General features: G+C 42.5%; 14 protein-coding genes and 1 other RNA gene. 1 reads left to right on the top strand and 14 read right to left on the bottom strand.

What is annotated here, in order from left to right; translation table 11 throughout:
- Positions 1 to 225 precede the first annotated feature (225 nt).
- The 10 genes from rnpB to DWY31_RS00290 all read right to left on the bottom strand — a co-directional run bounded on the left by rnpB (position 226) and on the right by DWY31_RS00290 (position 8,759).
- Positions 226 to 574, bottom strand: an RNA gene (rnpB, locus tag DWY31_RS00335) — RNase P RNA component class A.
- A 75-nt stretch (positions 575 to 649) separates the two neighbouring features.
- Entirely contained in the window at positions 650 to 1,123 is a 474-nt protein-coding gene (gene rnhA, locus DWY31_RS00330) for a ribonuclease HI (RefSeq protein ID WP_118519242.1), read from the bottom strand.
- Between the two features lie 7 nt (positions 1,124 to 1,130).
- Positions 1,131 to 1,601 carry a MogA/MoaB family molybdenum cofactor biosynthesis protein gene (locus DWY31_RS00325; protein ID WP_021860671.1) on the bottom strand — a complete coding sequence of 157 codons (471 nt, stop codon included), beginning with the start codon at positions 1,599 to 1,601 and terminating at the stop codon, positions 1,131 to 1,133.
- 75 nt (positions 1,602 to 1,676) lie between these two features.
- On the bottom strand, positions 1,677 to 3,149 hold the full coding sequence (gene spoIVA / locus DWY31_RS00320) for a stage IV sporulation protein A (RefSeq protein WP_021860672.1): 1,473 nt from the start codon (positions 3,147 to 3,149) through the stop codon (positions 1,677 to 1,679).
- An 83-nt stretch (positions 3,150 to 3,232) separates the two neighbouring features.
- Positions 3,233 to 3,646 carry a hypothetical protein gene (locus DWY31_RS00315; protein WP_021860673.1) on the bottom strand — a complete coding sequence of 138 codons (414 nt, stop codon included), beginning with the start codon at positions 3,644 to 3,646 and terminating at the stop codon, positions 3,233 to 3,235.
- A gap of 86 nt (positions 3,647 to 3,732) precedes the next feature.
- Positions 3,733 to 4,218: a sporulation initiation factor Spo0A C-terminal domain-containing protein gene (locus DWY31_RS00310; RefSeq protein WP_021860674.1), complete on the bottom strand. Its 486-nt coding sequence runs from the start codon at positions 4,216 to 4,218 to the stop codon at positions 3,733 to 3,735.
- A 172-nt stretch (positions 4,219 to 4,390) separates the two neighbouring features.
- Positions 4,391 to 5,398 (bottom strand): NAD(P)H-dependent glycerol-3-phosphate dehydrogenase, encoded by a 1,008-nt coding sequence (locus DWY31_RS00305; protein ID WP_118519241.1) that lies wholly within the window; start codon positions 5,396 to 5,398, stop codon positions 4,391 to 4,393.
- Between the two features lie 19 nt (positions 5,399 to 5,417).
- Positions 5,418 to 6,062 carry a glycerol-3-phosphate 1-O-acyltransferase PlsY gene (gene plsY / locus DWY31_RS00300; RefSeq protein ID WP_021860676.1) on the bottom strand — a complete coding sequence of 215 codons (645 nt, stop codon included), beginning with the start codon at positions 6,060 to 6,062 and terminating at the stop codon, positions 5,418 to 5,420.
- A 2-nt stretch (positions 6,063 to 6,064) separates the two neighbouring features.
- Entirely contained in the window at positions 6,065 to 7,393 is a 1,329-nt protein-coding gene (gene der, locus DWY31_RS00295; RefSeq protein WP_118519240.1) for a ribosome biogenesis GTPase Der, read from the bottom strand.
- A gap of 46 nt (positions 7,394 to 7,439) precedes the next feature.
- The gene (locus DWY31_RS00290) at positions 7,440 to 8,759 is read right to left on the bottom strand and encodes a DUF512 domain-containing protein (protein WP_118519239.1); all 1,320 of its coding nucleotides are present in this window, start codon (positions 8,757 to 8,759) and stop codon (positions 7,440 to 7,442) included.
- A 166-nt stretch (positions 8,760 to 8,925) separates the two neighbouring features.
- Between DWY31_RS00290 and DWY31_RS00285 the strand changes: the two genes are divergently transcribed.
- The gene (locus DWY31_RS00285; protein WP_118519238.1) at positions 8,926 to 10,119 is read left to right on the top strand and encodes a ribose-phosphate pyrophosphokinase; all 1,194 of its coding nucleotides are present in this window, start codon (positions 8,926 to 8,928) and stop codon (positions 10,117 to 10,119) included.
- A 158-nt stretch (positions 10,120 to 10,277) separates the two neighbouring features.
- On the opposite strand, the gene DWY31_RS00280 is transcribed toward DWY31_RS00285, so the two are convergent.
- The 4 genes from DWY31_RS00280 to ilvB all read right to left on the bottom strand — a co-directional run bounded on the left by DWY31_RS00280 (position 10,278) and on the right by ilvB (position 15,902).
- The gene (locus DWY31_RS00280) at positions 10,278 to 11,768 is read right to left on the bottom strand and encodes a polysaccharide deacetylase family protein (RefSeq protein WP_118519237.1); all 1,491 of its coding nucleotides are present in this window, start codon (positions 11,766 to 11,768) and stop codon (positions 10,278 to 10,280) included.
- A 179-nt stretch (positions 11,769 to 11,947) separates the two neighbouring features.
- Entirely contained in the window at positions 11,948 to 13,111 is a 1,164-nt protein-coding gene (locus DWY31_RS00275; protein ID WP_118519236.1) for a phosphoglycerate dehydrogenase, read from the bottom strand.
- 1 nt (position 13,112) lies between these two features.
- Positions 13,113 to 14,195 carry a 3-phosphoserine/phosphohydroxythreonine transaminase gene (gene serC, locus DWY31_RS00270; RefSeq protein WP_021860683.1) on the bottom strand — a complete coding sequence of 361 codons (1,083 nt, stop codon included), beginning with the start codon at positions 14,193 to 14,195 and terminating at the stop codon, positions 13,113 to 13,115.
- A 30-nt stretch (positions 14,196 to 14,225) separates the two neighbouring features.
- The gene (ilvB, locus tag DWY31_RS00265) at positions 14,226 to 15,902 is read right to left on the bottom strand and encodes a biosynthetic-type acetolactate synthase large subunit (protein WP_118519235.1); all 1,677 of its coding nucleotides are present in this window, start codon (positions 15,900 to 15,902) and stop codon (positions 14,226 to 14,228) included.
- Positions 15,903 to 15,932 lie beyond the last annotated feature (30 nt).

The following is a 15,932-nucleotide window of genomic DNA, read 5'->3' as shown; positions in this document are numbered from 1 at the left end:
TATTTGAATCATTCTGGCACAGCGACAAAACACGCTTTGCGAGTTTTGTTCGCTGATTAGCGGTTGTCAATGCTATCATCAAGCATGACGCGTTTTCCTCGTCGCCATAACATAAAAAGCAGCTCATATCGAGCTGCTTTTTATTATGATGACAAACTAAAATCCAAATCAGCTTGGAACGGATAGCATCATCTATAATACATTTTTCAAATCGTTTCATAAATATATGCAAGCAAAACGATAAGCCGGGTTATGTCGTTGGGTAATCATCTTTCTAGACCTGCCGTTACCGGCAGGTTCAAGCGACCTACCTAAGACGTGACGGGCCGCCACATCGTCTTTATCCGGTCTTGCTTCGGATGGGGTTTACATCTGCCTTCGCTGTTACCAGAGAAGCGGTAGTCTCTTAAACTGCCATTCCACCCTTACCTGCATGCACAGGCGGTATATTTCTGTTGCACTTGCCTTGGAGTCACCTCCACCGGACGTTATCCGGCATCCTGCCCTGTGAAGCCCGGACTTTCCTCGCCTGTCCCCTTTCGGTCCTGACAGCCGCGATTACCTGTCTTACTTGCAATTTAATAAATATAACACATATCTTTCAGAACTGCAATATCAATTTTTCTTTGTTTTACTTACACTTCTATATCTACTGGATCGTATCATCAATCAGGTCATTTCCATCTGCCGCAGTTGTGGCAAGTGTGTCGCACCGTTCATTCTGCGGGTGTCCGTCATGTCCCTTCACCCAGATAAATGTAACCTGGTGAGATTCTTTTGCTTTCAACAGACGTTTCCAGAGATCTGCATTCTTCACCGGCTCATTCTTGCCGCGCTTCCATCCCTTCTTCAGCCAGCTGTCGATCCAATGCTGGTTAAAAGCATCTACAACATACTTGGAATCCGAATATAATTCCACCTCGCACGGTCTGTTTAACGCTTCCAGTGCCACGATCACTGCCATTAATTCCATCCGGTTATTCGTTGTCTTTTTATATCCCTGTGACAGTTCTTTCGTATGCAGTGTTCCTTTCGGATCTACATACTCAAGCACTGCTCCATACCCTCCCGGTCCGTCCGGGTTTCCCCTCGCCGCACCGTCTGTATATATCTTTACCTGCATATGATTCCTAATTCTCTTTCTGACCTAATTCTGCTGCATGAACGATTTCTGGAAGAATATATTCCAGAGACTCTTTGGCTGCACCTGCTTTTCCCGGAAGGTTCACGATCAGTGTATTACCTCTGAATCCGGCAACACCACGATTTAACATAGAACGTTTTGTCAGATGCATCAAGTGCATACGGATTGCTTCCGGAATCCCCGGTACTGGTCTGTCAAGAATCTCTGTTGTTGCTTCCGGTGTAACATCTCCCGCTGCGCATCCGGCTCCGCCTGTTGTCAAGATAATGTCTGCCATATTACCATCTGCCATTCTCTGCATAACTGTAGATAATACCTTCTTATCTACAGGAAGTGCTTTTGCAAAGATCACATGCTGCCCTGCTTCTTCCACAATCTTGCGGATAACCTTTCCGCCTTTATCTTCTTCCTGTTCTTTATATACCTGCGTATTTGCAGTTAAAATTGCTACTTTCATATCGTACCTCCATAAAACCTCTTTCTGTTGTCCATATAGTAGAATTTTAACGCTTTTGATACAAGAATGCAATCCTTAAATTATAATACAGACCATTCCGCCATTGCTGTCATTTACGATCTTCTTCATTGTATCCTGTAGTTTTTCCTGACTCTTTTCGTTGATCGCCGCCATTTTCCCGCGCATGCCGTCCATTACGAGCTCTTCTACTGATTTTCCGAAAATATTTGTCTCCCAGATGCCTTCTTTTTCTTCAGACTGCTCTTTCAGATATTTCAGAAGATCCTGTGCCTGCTGCTCATTTCCAACGATCGGCGCGATCTCCGTCTCCACATTGGCTCGGATCAGATGGATCGATGGCGCCTGCGTGTGGATCTTTACACCGAATTTATTTCCCTGCCGGATCAGTTCCGGCTCATCCAGTTCGATTTCTTCTTTCCTTGGACTCACCATGCCATACCCACGCATCCGTACAGACGCAAGCGCATCCCGGATTCCTTCATATTCTTCTTTCAGCTTCGTAAGCTTTCGCATTGCATCGATCAGTTCATACTGACCACGGATCGGTGTTCCTGTAAGAGACGTCATCCACTCATAATAATAACTCTCGCCAATGTCGATCTGTATTTGTATGCGGCCTGTGTCTGTCTCAATATTCCGTATATGTACACGATCTATGTAACTGCTGTCCCATTCCGGCACTTTTCCTGCCACGTCCTGTATCCGACCGTACATATCAAGAATTTTTCGGACATAGCTGATTACTTCTTTCCGGATCTCATGATCCGCCGGCAACATCTCCACCCATTTTGGGACAAAAAATTCGATTTCTGAAACTGGAAATTCATAGAGAACTGTCTCCATGATTTTTGTAATATCCTCCGGTTTTAACTTTTCACAGTTCACAGTCAGCGCACGGACACCATAAGTTTCTTCCAGCCACTCGGCTGTTTCCTGCGCCTCTTTTGCATATGGTTTCTTTGAATTTACCAATACAACAAACGGCTTGCCAATGTTCTGTAATTCCATGATCGTCTTTCGTTCTGCTTCCAGATATGCCTCTCTATCTATTTCTGTGATTGTTCCATCTGTTGTTACTACAATCCCGATCGTCGCATGCTCATGGATCACTTTTCTTGTGCCCACTTCCGCTGCATGTGTAAACGGGATCTCTTCTTCAAACCAGGGAGTCTTCACCATCCGTTGTGCATTTTCTTCCAGATGCCCCGTTGCCCCGTTTACCATATAGCCTACACAGTCGATCAGCCGGAGTTTCAGGTTCAGGTCTTCCTGCAAATGAATGACTGCCGCTTCCTTTGGAACGAATTTCGGTTCGGTTGTCATAATTGTTTTTCCGGAACCGGACTGTGGCAATTCATCTCTTGTCCGTGCCTTTGCATGCTCATCCTCCATATAAGGCAGCACCAGCACATCCATAAATCTCTTGATAAATGTAGATTTTCCGGTCCGCACAGGTCCGACCACACCTATATAGATTTCTCCGTTCGTTCTTGCTTTTATATCCTCGTACATCTGAAACGTGTCCATATGAATACCCCCTTGTTATGCTGATAACAGTTTATGCCGCCAACACATCCGTTTAGAACACGTTTCTCTTTGTTTTTTTGTTTTCACAGTCCCTGATAAACAAGCTGGCTGTGTTGTTTTAATGCAAGATCGCAGATCCCGATCCATCCTTCCATCTCTTCTATAACTTCCCGTCTTGTCACCGGTACTTCCCGGTAACAGATATCCGAATCTTCCTGTATCGTCAGGCAGAAATTTTCCGGCGACGCAAGAAACAATGCCTTCCACGGTCGTATGATCTCCAGTATCCGCTCTACTTCCATTTCCGTGATTACAGCGAATCCCTCGTCCGGGAATCCTTCCAGCTCGATCTGGTCATTCCAGCTTGTATGAATCCATCTCATACTATCCTGAATATACCGCATCAGGTGATCCGATACAAAAATATACTCTTGTTCCGACGGAATCAATAATTCTTCTTTCATTCCCCTTACTATAAATTGATGTGCTAAAGCCATAAATTTACTCCCCCATCTGTTTTTGTTTTAAACATAGCACATTCATTTCCTGAAAGTATTCGTTTTTTCCACCTGTTTATCGACCTTTATCGACCTTGCACGGATGACTCCTGCACTTTTCTTGCCAGTGTATGAATGACGGTTCCGTTTGTCGGCCGTCCTGTCTTATACTCGATCATCCCACTGCCAAAGTCATCCAGTCTCTGTAAATTTCCTCTCGTCCAGACTTTTTCAATTGTTGTCCTTATATTCCTCTCTACATTTGCTGCATTCGTGCTGTATTTTTCCGCCACAGCCGGATACAGTTCTTTTGTAATGCTGATCTGTCGTTTTTGTTTCTGGATAAAATAAAAGATCCCCTCTTCCAGATAAATCGTGCCACAGGCACTGGATGGGAATCCTAATCCTTGTAATTCTTTTCTGATACTCTGTCTGTAATCTTCCCGGATAATAAAGCCATTTTCTTTGTCCGTTCTTATTTGAAAGTTTCCTTCCAGGAAGCAATTTCTTTCTCCGTACTGCAGTTCCAGTTTCAGGTTTACATTGATACTTTTTCCTCTACTCTCGTCCATAAGTTCCCCTATGATACTTCAGCCAGCCGTTTTCAACCACTGCTATTAACTTAACTCTATTATATCGGTATTTTTCTCTGTTTTCTACAGAGTATTTACATATATTGTTGCGAAGAGCCACTTGACACACACAATCAAGTGGCTCTTCGCAACAAATGTCATATTTATATTTTTACCATTTTAATGTCATATGTTCTGTTTTGCTATCACGCAACATCAGTTCATCTACTGCTTCTCTCGGATCTTTTCCTTCAAACAGCACTTCATTCACTTTATTAACGATTGGAAGTGCCACATCGTATTTCTTTCCAAGCTTTGCAGCAGCTTTCGCTGAGTATACACCTTCAACTACCATCTTCACTTCATCCATCGCTTCCTGCATGGACATTCCCTGGCCCATCAGATAGCCCGCCTTACGGTTACGGCTGTGTACACTGGCACAGGTTACGATCAGATCACCGATTCCGGTAAGGCCTGTAAAACTCTCGATACTTCCGCCCATTTTTACACCAAGCCGGGCAATCTCAGCAATTCCTCTTGTAATAAGCGCAGCTTTTGTATTATCGCCATAGCCAAGTCCATCTGCAATACCTGCAGCCAGAGCGATTACATTTTTCAGAGAACCTCCCAGCTCCATACCCAGCATATCCGGACTGATATACACACGGAATACTTTATTCATAAACTTATCCTGCAGATAAACGGCTGTCTCTTCTGTCTTTGCCCCGATTACGACTGCTGTCGGAAGTCCGCGTCCAACTTCTTCTGCATGACTCGGTCCGGATAAAACTGCCACATCCGCCTGCGGGATTTCTTCCTCGATCTGCTGTGACAGCGTCATCAGCGTATCTTCCTCAATACCCTTTGCAACATCGACAATAATCTGTCCATCTGCAACATACGGTTTCATACTCCGTGCCGTGCTTCTTGTAAATTTAGACGGAACCGCAAGAACAAGAAAATCTTTTCCTTTGATCGCAGACTCCATGTCGGAAGTAAAGAGCATATCCTCCGGAATCTTAACACCCGGAAGTTTTGATTCATGTTCTCTCTTTTCCGAAAGCATCTGCACTTCCTCTTCACTGATCGACCATACTGTCACTTCATGCCCGTTGGAATGAAGCAAAAGTGCCAGTGCAGTTCCCCAGCTTCCGGCTCCCATAATACCTACTTTTACCATAATACCTCCTCCTAACATTTTATTTATTTTTACCGACACTGAGTTTGTTCTCTGTACCGGCTAACAGACGTTTGATATTTTCTTTGTGCTTGTAAAATGCAGACAGCATCAGAAGTGCAGCGATAATATACATTTCCATTAAATGCGCACCCTGCATTCCAAATCCGCCCATCTTTCCATATACAATAATTTCTATCAGATAAATGATAACAACTGCCAGTGATCCGAGTGATACATATCTGGTCACTCCTACGATCAAAACGAAAGACACAAGACAGATCAGTACCATCCATACATTTGTTGTACTGACAAGAAGACCTGCCGTAGCCGCAATTCCCTTGCCTCCTTTAAAATGCATGTAAAACGGATAGTTGTGTCCAAGCACCGCACCCATTCCTGCATACATAGAAAGAAGCGGAAGAATGTCTCCATAATTTTTCGCAAACAGAAGATGCACGACCACTACTGCGAATACACATTTGAAGCAGTCACCTAAAAATGTCACCGCTCCTGCTTTCCAACCCATTGTGCGGAGTGCATTCGTTGTTCCTGCGTTGCCGCTTCCCTGTTTGCGGATATCTACATGATGTGCCTTTCCATAGAGATAACCGGTCTGGAACAGTCCAAATATATAGCCGATCACCAAACATACGATACGTTCCATAACTAACGGTCTTTCTCCTTTCGCTCTCGAATAAAAAACTTCAGTGAAGTTCCCTTAAAGCCAAAAGCTTCCCTGATCTTATTCTCCAGATATCTGGTATATGAAAAATGCATTAGCTCTTTGTCATTTACAAAGATGACAAAACTCGGCGGCTTAACCGCAACCTGCGTAATATAGTAAAGCTTCAGACGTTTTCCTTTGTCTGACGGTGGCTGCTGCATGGCAACCGCCTCTGACATGATCTCATTCAGGACACCTGTAGCAACACGAAGTGTCTGATTCTCGATCACCATGTCGATCATATCGAATAATTTCGGAAGTCTCTGCCCCGTCTTTGCAGACACATACATAATCTCTGCATAAGGCATAAATGAAAGAATTCTTCGAACTTCATTCTCATACTCACGCATTGTCTTATCATTCTTCTCAATTGCATCCCATTTGTTCACAACAATAATGATGCCTTTTCCTCTCTCATGTGCGATCCCGGCAATCTTCGCATCCTGTTCTGTCACGCCTTCTTCTGCATCGATCACGATCAGCACCACATCTGCACGTTCCACCGCAGTTACTGTACGGATAATACTGTAACGTTCCAGTTCTTCTTTGATCTTATTCTTGCGGCGGAGTCCTGCTGTATCGATAAATACATATTCTTTTCCATTATGAATAATGTTCGTATCAATTGCATCTCTTGTTGTACCGGCAATATCTGATACAATTACACGGTCTTCTCCGACCAGCTTGTTGATGATCGAAGATTTTCCAACATTCGGCTTGCCGACGATTGCCACGCGTGGACGTTCATCCTCTTCCTCTTCCCCGGTATGTTTCGGAAAATACTTGATCACAGCATCTAACATATCGCCGATCCCGAGACGTGAAGATGCAGAAATCGGATGTGGATCACCGATTCCCAGATTATAAAACTCATATACATCTGCCATGAATTTCTGAAAACTGTCCACTTTATTGACAACAAGCACGACCGGTTTACCGGAACGTCTGAGCATATCTGCTACTTTCGAATCGGCATCCACCAGTCCCTGTCTTACATCTGTAATGAAAATGATCACATCCGCAGTATCAATTGCGATCTGCGCCTGCTCTCTCATCTGTGAAATAATAATATCCCTGCTCTCTGGTTCAATACCACCGGTATCGATTAATGTAAAGTCTCTGTCAAGCCAGCTGGTGTCTGCATAAATACGATCTCTTGTTACTCCCGGAGTATCTTTTACAATCGATATCTTCTCGCCTGCCAGCACATTGAAAAGCGTTGACTTTCCTACATTCGGCCTTCCTACGATAGCCACTACTGGTTTACTCATCTTTTATCTCCTATACTTTATATCTTTATGAATCTTTTGTTATCTGTTATTCTTTTTCGTGTTTCAAAACGGCTTCTATAAAATCTCGCCCGCTTGATTTTACAATATCTGTCTTTACTTGTAAAGCCTCTTCTACCTGATCTCTTGTCAGATCGTCCAGAAAATCCTGCTCCTGTATACGCACCATATTACATGGAAGAAGCAGACATGTTCCAAGCGGCTGATCCGTAAGCTGGCTGATCAGATCTCTTCCGGTAATCAACCCTGACACGGTAATCTTCTCTCCAAAGAAATCATTGCGTATACCATAGACATGGATCTTTGTCTTTGTGTATTTCTTTTCAATCGCCGATGCCATCCTACAAATCAATGGATACGCCAGCACTCCTGTCGCAATTGACACTTCACGTTCTGTGTCATCCCCCTCCAGCCCGGCATATTCTTCTGCAAATTCATTCTGTAAAAGCCGCATCATGCCAACACCGTTCTCCAGTTGCAGATAACCATCATAGCGTTCCTCTTCCGGCATCTCTTCTTCAGCGAGAATATACCATTCATCTCCGGCATGAATGAAATGATAACCAAATTCATCATATGCCTTTTTCTGCCATTTATGGATAATGGACAGCACTTCTTTCGCATCTTCCTTCGTGAATGATTCCAGCGGATACAGTCCTTCTCTGTATTTCGTAAGCCCAACCGGTACAACCGACACGCTCTGAAGACACGGAAGATACTTCATCATGTCACGTATGCTCCTCTCCAGCTCCTCGCCATCGTTCACACCTTTACACAATACGATCTGACCGTTCATCGTAATTCCACCTTCATACAGCCGGTCGATCTTCTTAAGTGCTTCACCTGCAAACCGGTTATGCAGCATCTTACAGCGAAGTTCCGGGTTCGTCGTATGAAAGGATATATTGATCGGCTCCAGATGATACCGTATGATACGGTCCACATCATCATCACTCATATTCGTCAGGGTGATATAATTCCCCTGTAAAAAAGACAGTCTAGAATCATCATCTTTAAAATATAATGTCTCGCGCATCCCCTTCGGCATCTGATCAATAAAGCAAAACATACATTTATTCCTGCAGGAACGATATTCATCCATCAGTCCCTGTCCAAACTCAATTCCCAGATCATCCTCGTAATCTTTCTCAATCTCCAGTTCCCACTGTTCTCCCGTCGACTTTTCAATGAGCACCGTCAGAAAGTCATCATTTACCAGAAAATGATAGTCAAAAACATCCCCGATCTCCTGTCCGTTGATCGAAATCAGCCTGTCTCCTTTTTCAATTTCCAGTTCTTCTGCGATACTTCCCGGAAGAACTTTATCAACAATGTGTACATGTTTCATATATACGCCCTGTTTCCTTTCTCTTTAACTATATTATTATAACTTACATAGACAGAATTGACAAGAAGAGGAAAAATAGTCATTTGGAAAGATTGACCTGTTCCTATAAATAGTGGTATAAATAAATAAGAGCTATAAGCGAAAAAATATACTTAAGGAGATTATTATGCCAAACATAAAATTAATGGAATCCTCTTTACCGATAGCACCGTTAAAGATTGCCGCACATGCAAGTTGTATTGATCTCGGAAAGAAAGTAAATGATTATATTGTTTCTTTTCGCCAGAACACATTGACAGAGAATCACACTTCTCCTTTATTCCGTGCGTACAGTACCGACAACTATCTGATTGACTGTGACTGTCCACGTTTCGGCACTGGTGAATCCAAGGGACTTCTTGGTGAATCCATCCGTGGAAAAGATCTTTTTGTAATGGTTGACGTCTGCAACTACAGTTTAACCTATACTGTAAGTGGTCATTTGAACCATATGTCACCGGATGATCATTATCAGGATCTGAAACGAATCATTTCTGCTGCAAACGGAAAAGCACACCGTGTGAATGTAATCATGCCATTTCTGTATGAGAGCAGACAGCATAAACGTACCAAACGAGAATCTCTGGACTGTGCACTCGCACTTCAGGAACTGATCGATATGGGTGTCAGCAATATCATCACTTTCGATGCTCATGATCCACGTGTTCAGAATTCAATTCCATTACACGGATTTGACAGTTTCAACCCACCGTATCAGTTTATGAAAGCACTGCTCCGCGCTGAACCGGATCTGATTGTAGACAAAGATCATCTGATGATCGTAAGCCCGGATGAAGGTGCAATGCATCGTGCCGTTTATTTTTCAAACGTACTTGGTGTAGATATGGGAATGTTCTACAAACGCCGTGATTATTCTACCATCGTAAATGGGAAAAACCCGATCGTTGCCCACGAATTTCTCGGTACAGATATCAAGGGCAAGAACATTATCATCATTGATGATATGATTTCTTCCGGTGAGAGTATGTTAGACGTTGCAAAACAGATCAAAGAGCGTGGCGCCAGCCGTGTATTTGTCTGCACATCTTTCGGCTTATTTACAGAAGGCTTTGAGAAGTTTGATGAATATTATGAAGCAGGGTATATCGACCGCGTAATTACAACAAACCTTACTTATCTTCCACCGGCTGCACTTGAGAAGCCTTATTTCGTCGTTGCCGATATGAGTAAATTCATTGCGCTGATCATCGATTCTCTGAATCATGATATCACAATGAGTTCCGTACTCGTTCCGACAGATAAGATTCACAAACTGCTCGACAGACATAACACTGATCTTGCTGCCAGACATATTATTTAATTCTTACATAGATTATAAAATGATGATAACAATTCTTCCAAATTATTATAATACCTGGGAGAATCTGTTATCGGCAATTTATACTAATACAATAACAGCAAAAAAAGAAAGATGACTTGCATACTCTGCGAATCATCTTTCCTTTTTATTTATAACTTCTATTCTTCTGATTCCTGATTTTCTTTTGCTTTGCTTAGTGTCTTTGCCGTAAAGTCACAATACTTCACACCATTCTCCAGCTTCTGACCTTTGGCTTCTGCCATCTCAGAAATTGTCACAAGTTGATAGCCCTCTTTTTCCAGTTTCGGGATCAGTTTCAATGCAGCATCCACACTTTCTGTATGAATATCATGCATCAGGACGATATCACCATCTCCTACATTGTTCATAACCGTTTCAATCGTCTTCTGCGCATTTCTTGTCTTCCAGTCTAAAGTATCAATATTCCACAGAATCATCGGCATCTTAACCTTCTCATGCATAACACCACCGATTGCTCCATATGGAGGTCGAAGCACAGTTGCTCCTCTTCCGACTATTCCTTTTATCAGATCATTGGTCTTATCTACCTGATCCTTCAGGCCCTTGGCATCCTGTTTTGAAAGATTCGCATGATTATAAGAATGATTTCCCAACTCACAACCAATCTCTTTCATCTTCTTCAATGCATCTTTATGAATAGAAACATTCTGTCCGACCATAAAGAATGTTGCATGTGCGTTGTACTTCTCCAATGCCTTCAACAACTCCAGCGTTCTTGGTCCCGGGCCATCATCAAATGTAAGCGCTACCATAGGTTTCTTCGGATCAACTTTTCCCGCTTTTTTAGAAATCAGATTACCTTTTTTGTCAAATTTGCAGACAGACAGACCAATATTCACTTCGCCGGTTACCATCTTTCCATCATTTTCAAAATAATATGTATTCTTTCCAATCTTCTGCCAGCCGGTTACTGCTCCTCCGGACTTCGTCATATAATACTTATCCGAGCCATTCTTCTGCCAGCCGGTCTGCATGATTCCTTTTTTATTGAAATGATATGTTGTACTCTTAATTGTATGCCAGCCAGTTGCCATCTTGCCATTCTCATCAAAATAATAAGTATCACCACGGGATACAACAAAATCAGATTTGACATAAGTACCATCGTAACGTTTAAATTTATTCTTCTCCCACCGTCCGACTTTATTCTTTACACGGACTTTTCCGTCCTTGACTGTAAGCTGTATTTTCTTACTCCAGTCATCATCCAGCTTCTTCTGTAAGGACTCACTCAGCTTAATTGTTGCTTTATAACTTCCCTCTGTCTTCGGATCAACTTTACAGATAATCTTATAGCCTTTTCCCTTTTCCAGATCTCTGATAAAATCCTTTGATGTATATTTGCTTTTCTTGTCCAACGTAGGTCCATCATCCTTCTCAACTTTTACCTTCGCCTTCAATGTTGGAACATCTTCTCCCTGCAATATTGCAACATTCTCAAATTGCAGTGTCAGTACAGCTTTTTTACGAAGAACTCCGGCTATCATATATGCAAGAATTAATACGATACATACTGCGACAATTGTAATCAGACAGCGCATCTGCCGATCCCTTTTTCGTCTCTGCTCATGTTGCTTAATTCCATATTGATGCCTTGTGCCACTCATTCGTATTCCCCCTCATTCCATAATCTTTTTCAACACTTATTCAGTATACTCTTCTTCGACATAATTCGCAATGAAAGTAATATTACTTTTTTATTAAGAATCCTTTAAGATTGTTACAAAAATCCCCTTGAATTCCAATTACTGAAAATCAAGGGGATTGCATCATCTGTCCTATAATTTTAAGCCAGAATACGAACCCGGAGTACCTCTCCTACCTCTTTTAATTCTTCTACAACACCTGCCGGCACCGGTGAATCAATGTCGATCATTGTATATGCATATTTACCTTTACTCTTATTTGTAAGATCTGCAATATTCATATTATCTTTTGCCAAAATCGTTGTAAACTGGCCGATCATATTCGGTACATTGTGGTGCAGAAGCAATAATCTCGTATTCTCTCCACGAATGCCCATATCACAGTCCGGATAATTGACAGAATTTTTTATATTTCCATTTTCCAGATAATCTTTCAGCTGTTTTGCTGCCATTACTGCACAGTTGTCTTCTGCTTCTTCTGTAGATGCTCCCAGATGCGGGATAACAATTGCACCTTTTACTCCTGTCACTGTAGGTGTCGGGAAATCTGTCACGTAATGTTTCACATGTCCGGATACAAGTGCATCTACCATTGCTTCTTCATCTACAAGAATATTTCTTGCAAAATTCAGTATTACTACTCCGTCTTTCATCAGACTAATCGCATGCTTATCGATCATTCCTTTTGTGCTGTCCAGTGCCGGAACATGAATCGTAATATAATCACAGTCACTGTATAACTCATCCACTGTCTTAGCATGATGGATACTTCTGGAAAGTCTCCATGCAGAATCAACAGACACATACGGATCATATCCATACACATCCATGCCAAGGTGTGTCGCTGCATTGGCAACCAGAACTCCGATTGCTCCAAGACCGATCACTCCAAGTTTCTTTCCTTCCAGCTCACAGCCTGCAAATGCTTTCTTCGCCTTTTCTGCGTCTTTGGCAATATTGCCGTCTTCTTCATTTTCCTGTACCCAGCCAATACCGCCAATGATATCTCTGGATGCGAGCAGCATGCCTGCCAGCACCAGTTCTTTAACTCCGTTTGCGTTTGCACCCGGTGTATTAAATACAACAATACCTTCTTCTGCGCATCGCTCCAATGGAATGTTATTCACGCCGGCTCCGGCTCTTGCCACTGCTTTCAGATCTTTTGAAAATTCCATCTCATGCATAACAGCGCTTCTGACCAGAATCGCATCTGCTTCTTTCGCCTCGTTTACAGGTGTATATTCTTCTGTTAACTGATCCAGCCCCACCTGAGAGATTGGATTCAGGCAATGATATTTATACATACTACAGATTCTCCTCTTCAAATTTCTTCATAAATGCAACTAATGCTTCTACGCCTTCAATCGGCATTGCATTGTATATACTTGCACGCATACCTCCGACTGTACGATGTCCTTTCAGATTCTCCAGTCCTGCAGCTTTTGCTTCTTTTACAAATTTCGCATCCAGTTCTTCATCTCCTGTAACAAAAGGAACATTCATCAGAGAACGATCTTCTTTTACAACTGTTCCTTTGAACAGTTTACTCTGATCCAGATAATCATACAGGATCTTTGCTTTCTTTTCATTACGCTCTTTCATGGCAGCCAGACCGCCCTGTTTTTTCAGCCATTTAAATACTTTTCCGCAAATATAAATGCCATAAGCCGGTGGTGTGTTATACAGAGATTTTGCATCTGCCTGTGTCTTGTAAGTCAGCATTGTCGGTGTACCCGGCAGTACATCTTCTGTGATCAGATCTTCACGGATGATCACAATCACTACTCCTGCAGGTCCAATGTTCTTCTGGACACCGCCATAGATCACACCATATTTGCTTACATCTACCGGTTCGGACAGGAAGCAGGAAGATACATCTGCTATCAGCGTCTTGCCCTTTGTATTCGGTAATGTTTTGTATTTTGTTCCATAAATCGTATTATTTTCACAAATATATACATAGTCTGCATCTTCAGAAACCGGGAGATCACTGCAATCTGGGATATAAGAAAATGTTTTATCAGCAGAAGATGCGATACGGTTTACTTTTCCGTATTTTTCTGCTTCTGCTGCGGCTTTTTTTGCCCACTGTCCGGTAATAATATAATCTGCCACTCTGTTCTTCATCAGGTTCATCGGGATCATGGCAAACTGCTGTGATGCACCACCCTGTAAAAAGAGCACTTTATAGTTATCCGGAATGTTCATCAGTTCTCTAATATCCGCTTCTGCAGTGTCAATAATTTCTTGGAACGACTGCGAACGATGACTCATTTCCATTACCGACATGCCGGTTCCATTGTAATCCAACATCTCGTCTGCTGCTTCTTTTAATACCTCTTCCGGCAAAACTGCCGGTCCTGCCGAAAAATTGTACACTCTTTTCATAGTCGTTCCTCCATCTAGCTAATTTATATGTTATTTTGTTTCCAGATCGTTCTCGTCAAAAGCTTCGCTGATCGCAGCTCCAGGTGCTACCATCGGCCATACTTTATCATCCTGATCGATCTGACAGTCTATCACAACAGGTTTCCCTGATGCTAACGCTTCTTTGAACGCCTCTTTAAATTCCGCCTGTGTTGTTACGCGGACACCTTTGGCACCCATTGCTTCTGCCAGTTTTACAAAATCTACTGCATCATTCAGTACAGTTGCTGAATAACGCTGTCCATAAAACAGATTCTGCCACTGGCGTACCATACCAAGTACATGGTTGTTGATAACAACCTGAATCACCGGAATGTTATGTCGGGTTGCTGTCGCAATCTCATTCATATTCATACGGAAACATCCGTCTCCTGCAATGTTGACAACAGTCTTATCCGGTCTTCCGGTCTTAGCTCCAAGAGCAGCTCCAAGTCCATATCCCATCGTTCCAAGTCCGCCGGATGTCAGCAGTGTTCTTGGCTTCGTATATTTGTAATACTGTGCTGCCCACATCTGATGCTGTCCAACTTCTGTGGAAATGATTGCTTCACCATTTGTCTGGCGGTAAATCTCCTCTACAATGAACGGACCTGTAAGCGCTTCCGGATGATAAGTCAGTGGATATTTTTCTTTGTAATCCATAATTTTCTTCATCCATTCCGGATGACTCTGCTGCTCTAATTTTGCATTTATTTTTTCAAGAATTACTTTGATATCTCCAACTACACCTTCTGTGATCAGCACGTTTTTGTTCATCTCTGCTGCGTCCACATCAAACTGTAAGATTTTTGCATTCTTTGCAAATTTCTTTGCATTTCCTGTTACACGGTCACTAAATCTTGCACCCACTACGATCAAAAGATCACACTCGCTGACTCCGTAGTTGGATGCTTTTGTTCCATGCATTCCAAGCATTCCTGTATATGCCGGATCGTTTCCTGGAAATGCACCTTTTCCCATAAGGGAATCCGTTACTGGCGCATCTACTTTCTTCGCAAATGTATATAATTCTTCACTTGCTTCGGAAAGGACAGCTCCTCCACCTACAAATATGTACGGTTTCTTAGATTTTTTAATTAATTCCAATGCTTCCGCTAGTTCTTCTTCTGAAATCTTATCAGATGGTTCTACCGGTTTGATCTCCTCTTTTATATATTCTGTCTTATTTGCTGTAACATCTTTCGGAATATCAATAAGGACCGGTCCCGGTCTTCCGGATTTGGCGATCACGAACGCTTTACGGATCGTGTCAGCCAGATTGGCCACATCTTTTACAATATAATTATGCTTTGTGATCGGCATTGTAATACCGGTAATGTCAATTTCCTGAAAACTGTCTTTTCCAAGAAGTGACACTCCTACATTACAGGTGATCGCTACTACCGGAATAGAATCCATGTATGCGGTAGCGATTCCTGTCACAAGATTCGTAGCACCCGGTCCGCTGGTGGCGAAACATACACCAACTTTACCGGTTGCTCTCGCATATCCATCCGCTGCATGTGCTGCGCCCTGTTCGTGGGAAGTCAGGATATGAGTAATCTCATCACTGTGTTTATATAATTCATCATAGACATTTAAAATTGCGCCTCCCGGATATCCGAAAACAGTATCTACGCCCTGCTCTTTCAGACATTCGATGACGATCTCTGATCCTGTCAACTGCATACCTATCTTTCTCCTGTTCTGTAACCTTAC

This window comes from Dorea sp. AF24-7LB, from assembly GCF_003478575.1.
GTDB classification, from domain to species: Bacteria; Bacillota; Clostridia; order Lachnospirales; family Lachnospiraceae; genus Dorea_D; species Dorea_D hominis.
The sequence above is the reverse complement of the archived record's forward strand: the minus strand, read 5'-3'. Positions and strand labels throughout refer to the sequence as shown.

Coding starts and splice junctions, on each gene's coding strand:
- DWY31_RS00325 (WP_021860671.1), bottom strand. CDS start 1,601: ATGAAAGTAGCAATTTTAACTGCAAATACGCAGGTATATAAAGAACAG.
- rnhA (WP_118519242.1), bottom strand. CDS start 1,123: ATGCAGGTAAAGATATATACAGACGGTGCGGCGAGGGGAAACCCGGAC.
- DWY31_RS00315 (WP_021860673.1), bottom strand. CDS start 3,646: ATGGCTTTAGCACATCAATTTATAGTAAGGGGAATGAAAGAAGAATTA.
- ilvB (WP_118519235.1), bottom strand. CDS start 15,902: ATGCAGTTGACAGGATCAGAGATCGTCATCGAATGTCTGAAAGAGCAG.
- plsY (WP_021860676.1), bottom strand. CDS start 6,062: ATGGAACGTATCGTATGTTTGGTGATCGGCTATATATTTGGACTGTTC.
- DWY31_RS00275 (WP_118519236.1), bottom strand. CDS start 13,111: ATGTATAAATATCATTGCCTGAATCCAATCTCTCAGGTGGGGCTGGAT.
- serC (WP_021860683.1), bottom strand. CDS start 14,195: ATGAAAAGAGTGTACAATTTTTCGGCAGGACCGGCAGTTTTGCCGGAA.
- DWY31_RS00290 (WP_118519239.1), bottom strand. CDS start 8,759: ATGAAACATGTACACATTGTTGATAAAGTTCTTCCGGGAAGTATCGCA.
- DWY31_RS00280 (WP_118519237.1), bottom strand. CDS start 11,768: ATGAGTGGCACAAGGCATCAATATGGAATTAAGCAACATGAGCAGAGA.
- DWY31_RS00310 (WP_021860674.1), bottom strand. CDS start 4,218: ATGGACGAGAGTAGAGGAAAAAGTATCAATGTAAACCTGAAACTGGAA.
- DWY31_RS00285 (WP_118519238.1), top strand. CDS start 8,926: ATGCCAAACATAAAATTAATGGAATCCTCTTTACCGATAGCACCGTTA.
- DWY31_RS00305 (WP_118519241.1), bottom strand. CDS start 5,398: ATGGTAAAAGTAGGTATTATGGGAGCCGGAAGCTGGGGAACTGCACTG.
- spoIVA (WP_021860672.1), bottom strand. CDS start 3,149: ATGGACACGTTTCAGATGTACGAGGATATAAAAGCAAGAACGAACGGA.
- der (WP_118519240.1), bottom strand. CDS start 7,393: ATGAGTAAACCAGTAGTGGCTATCGTAGGAAGGCCGAATGTAGGAAAG.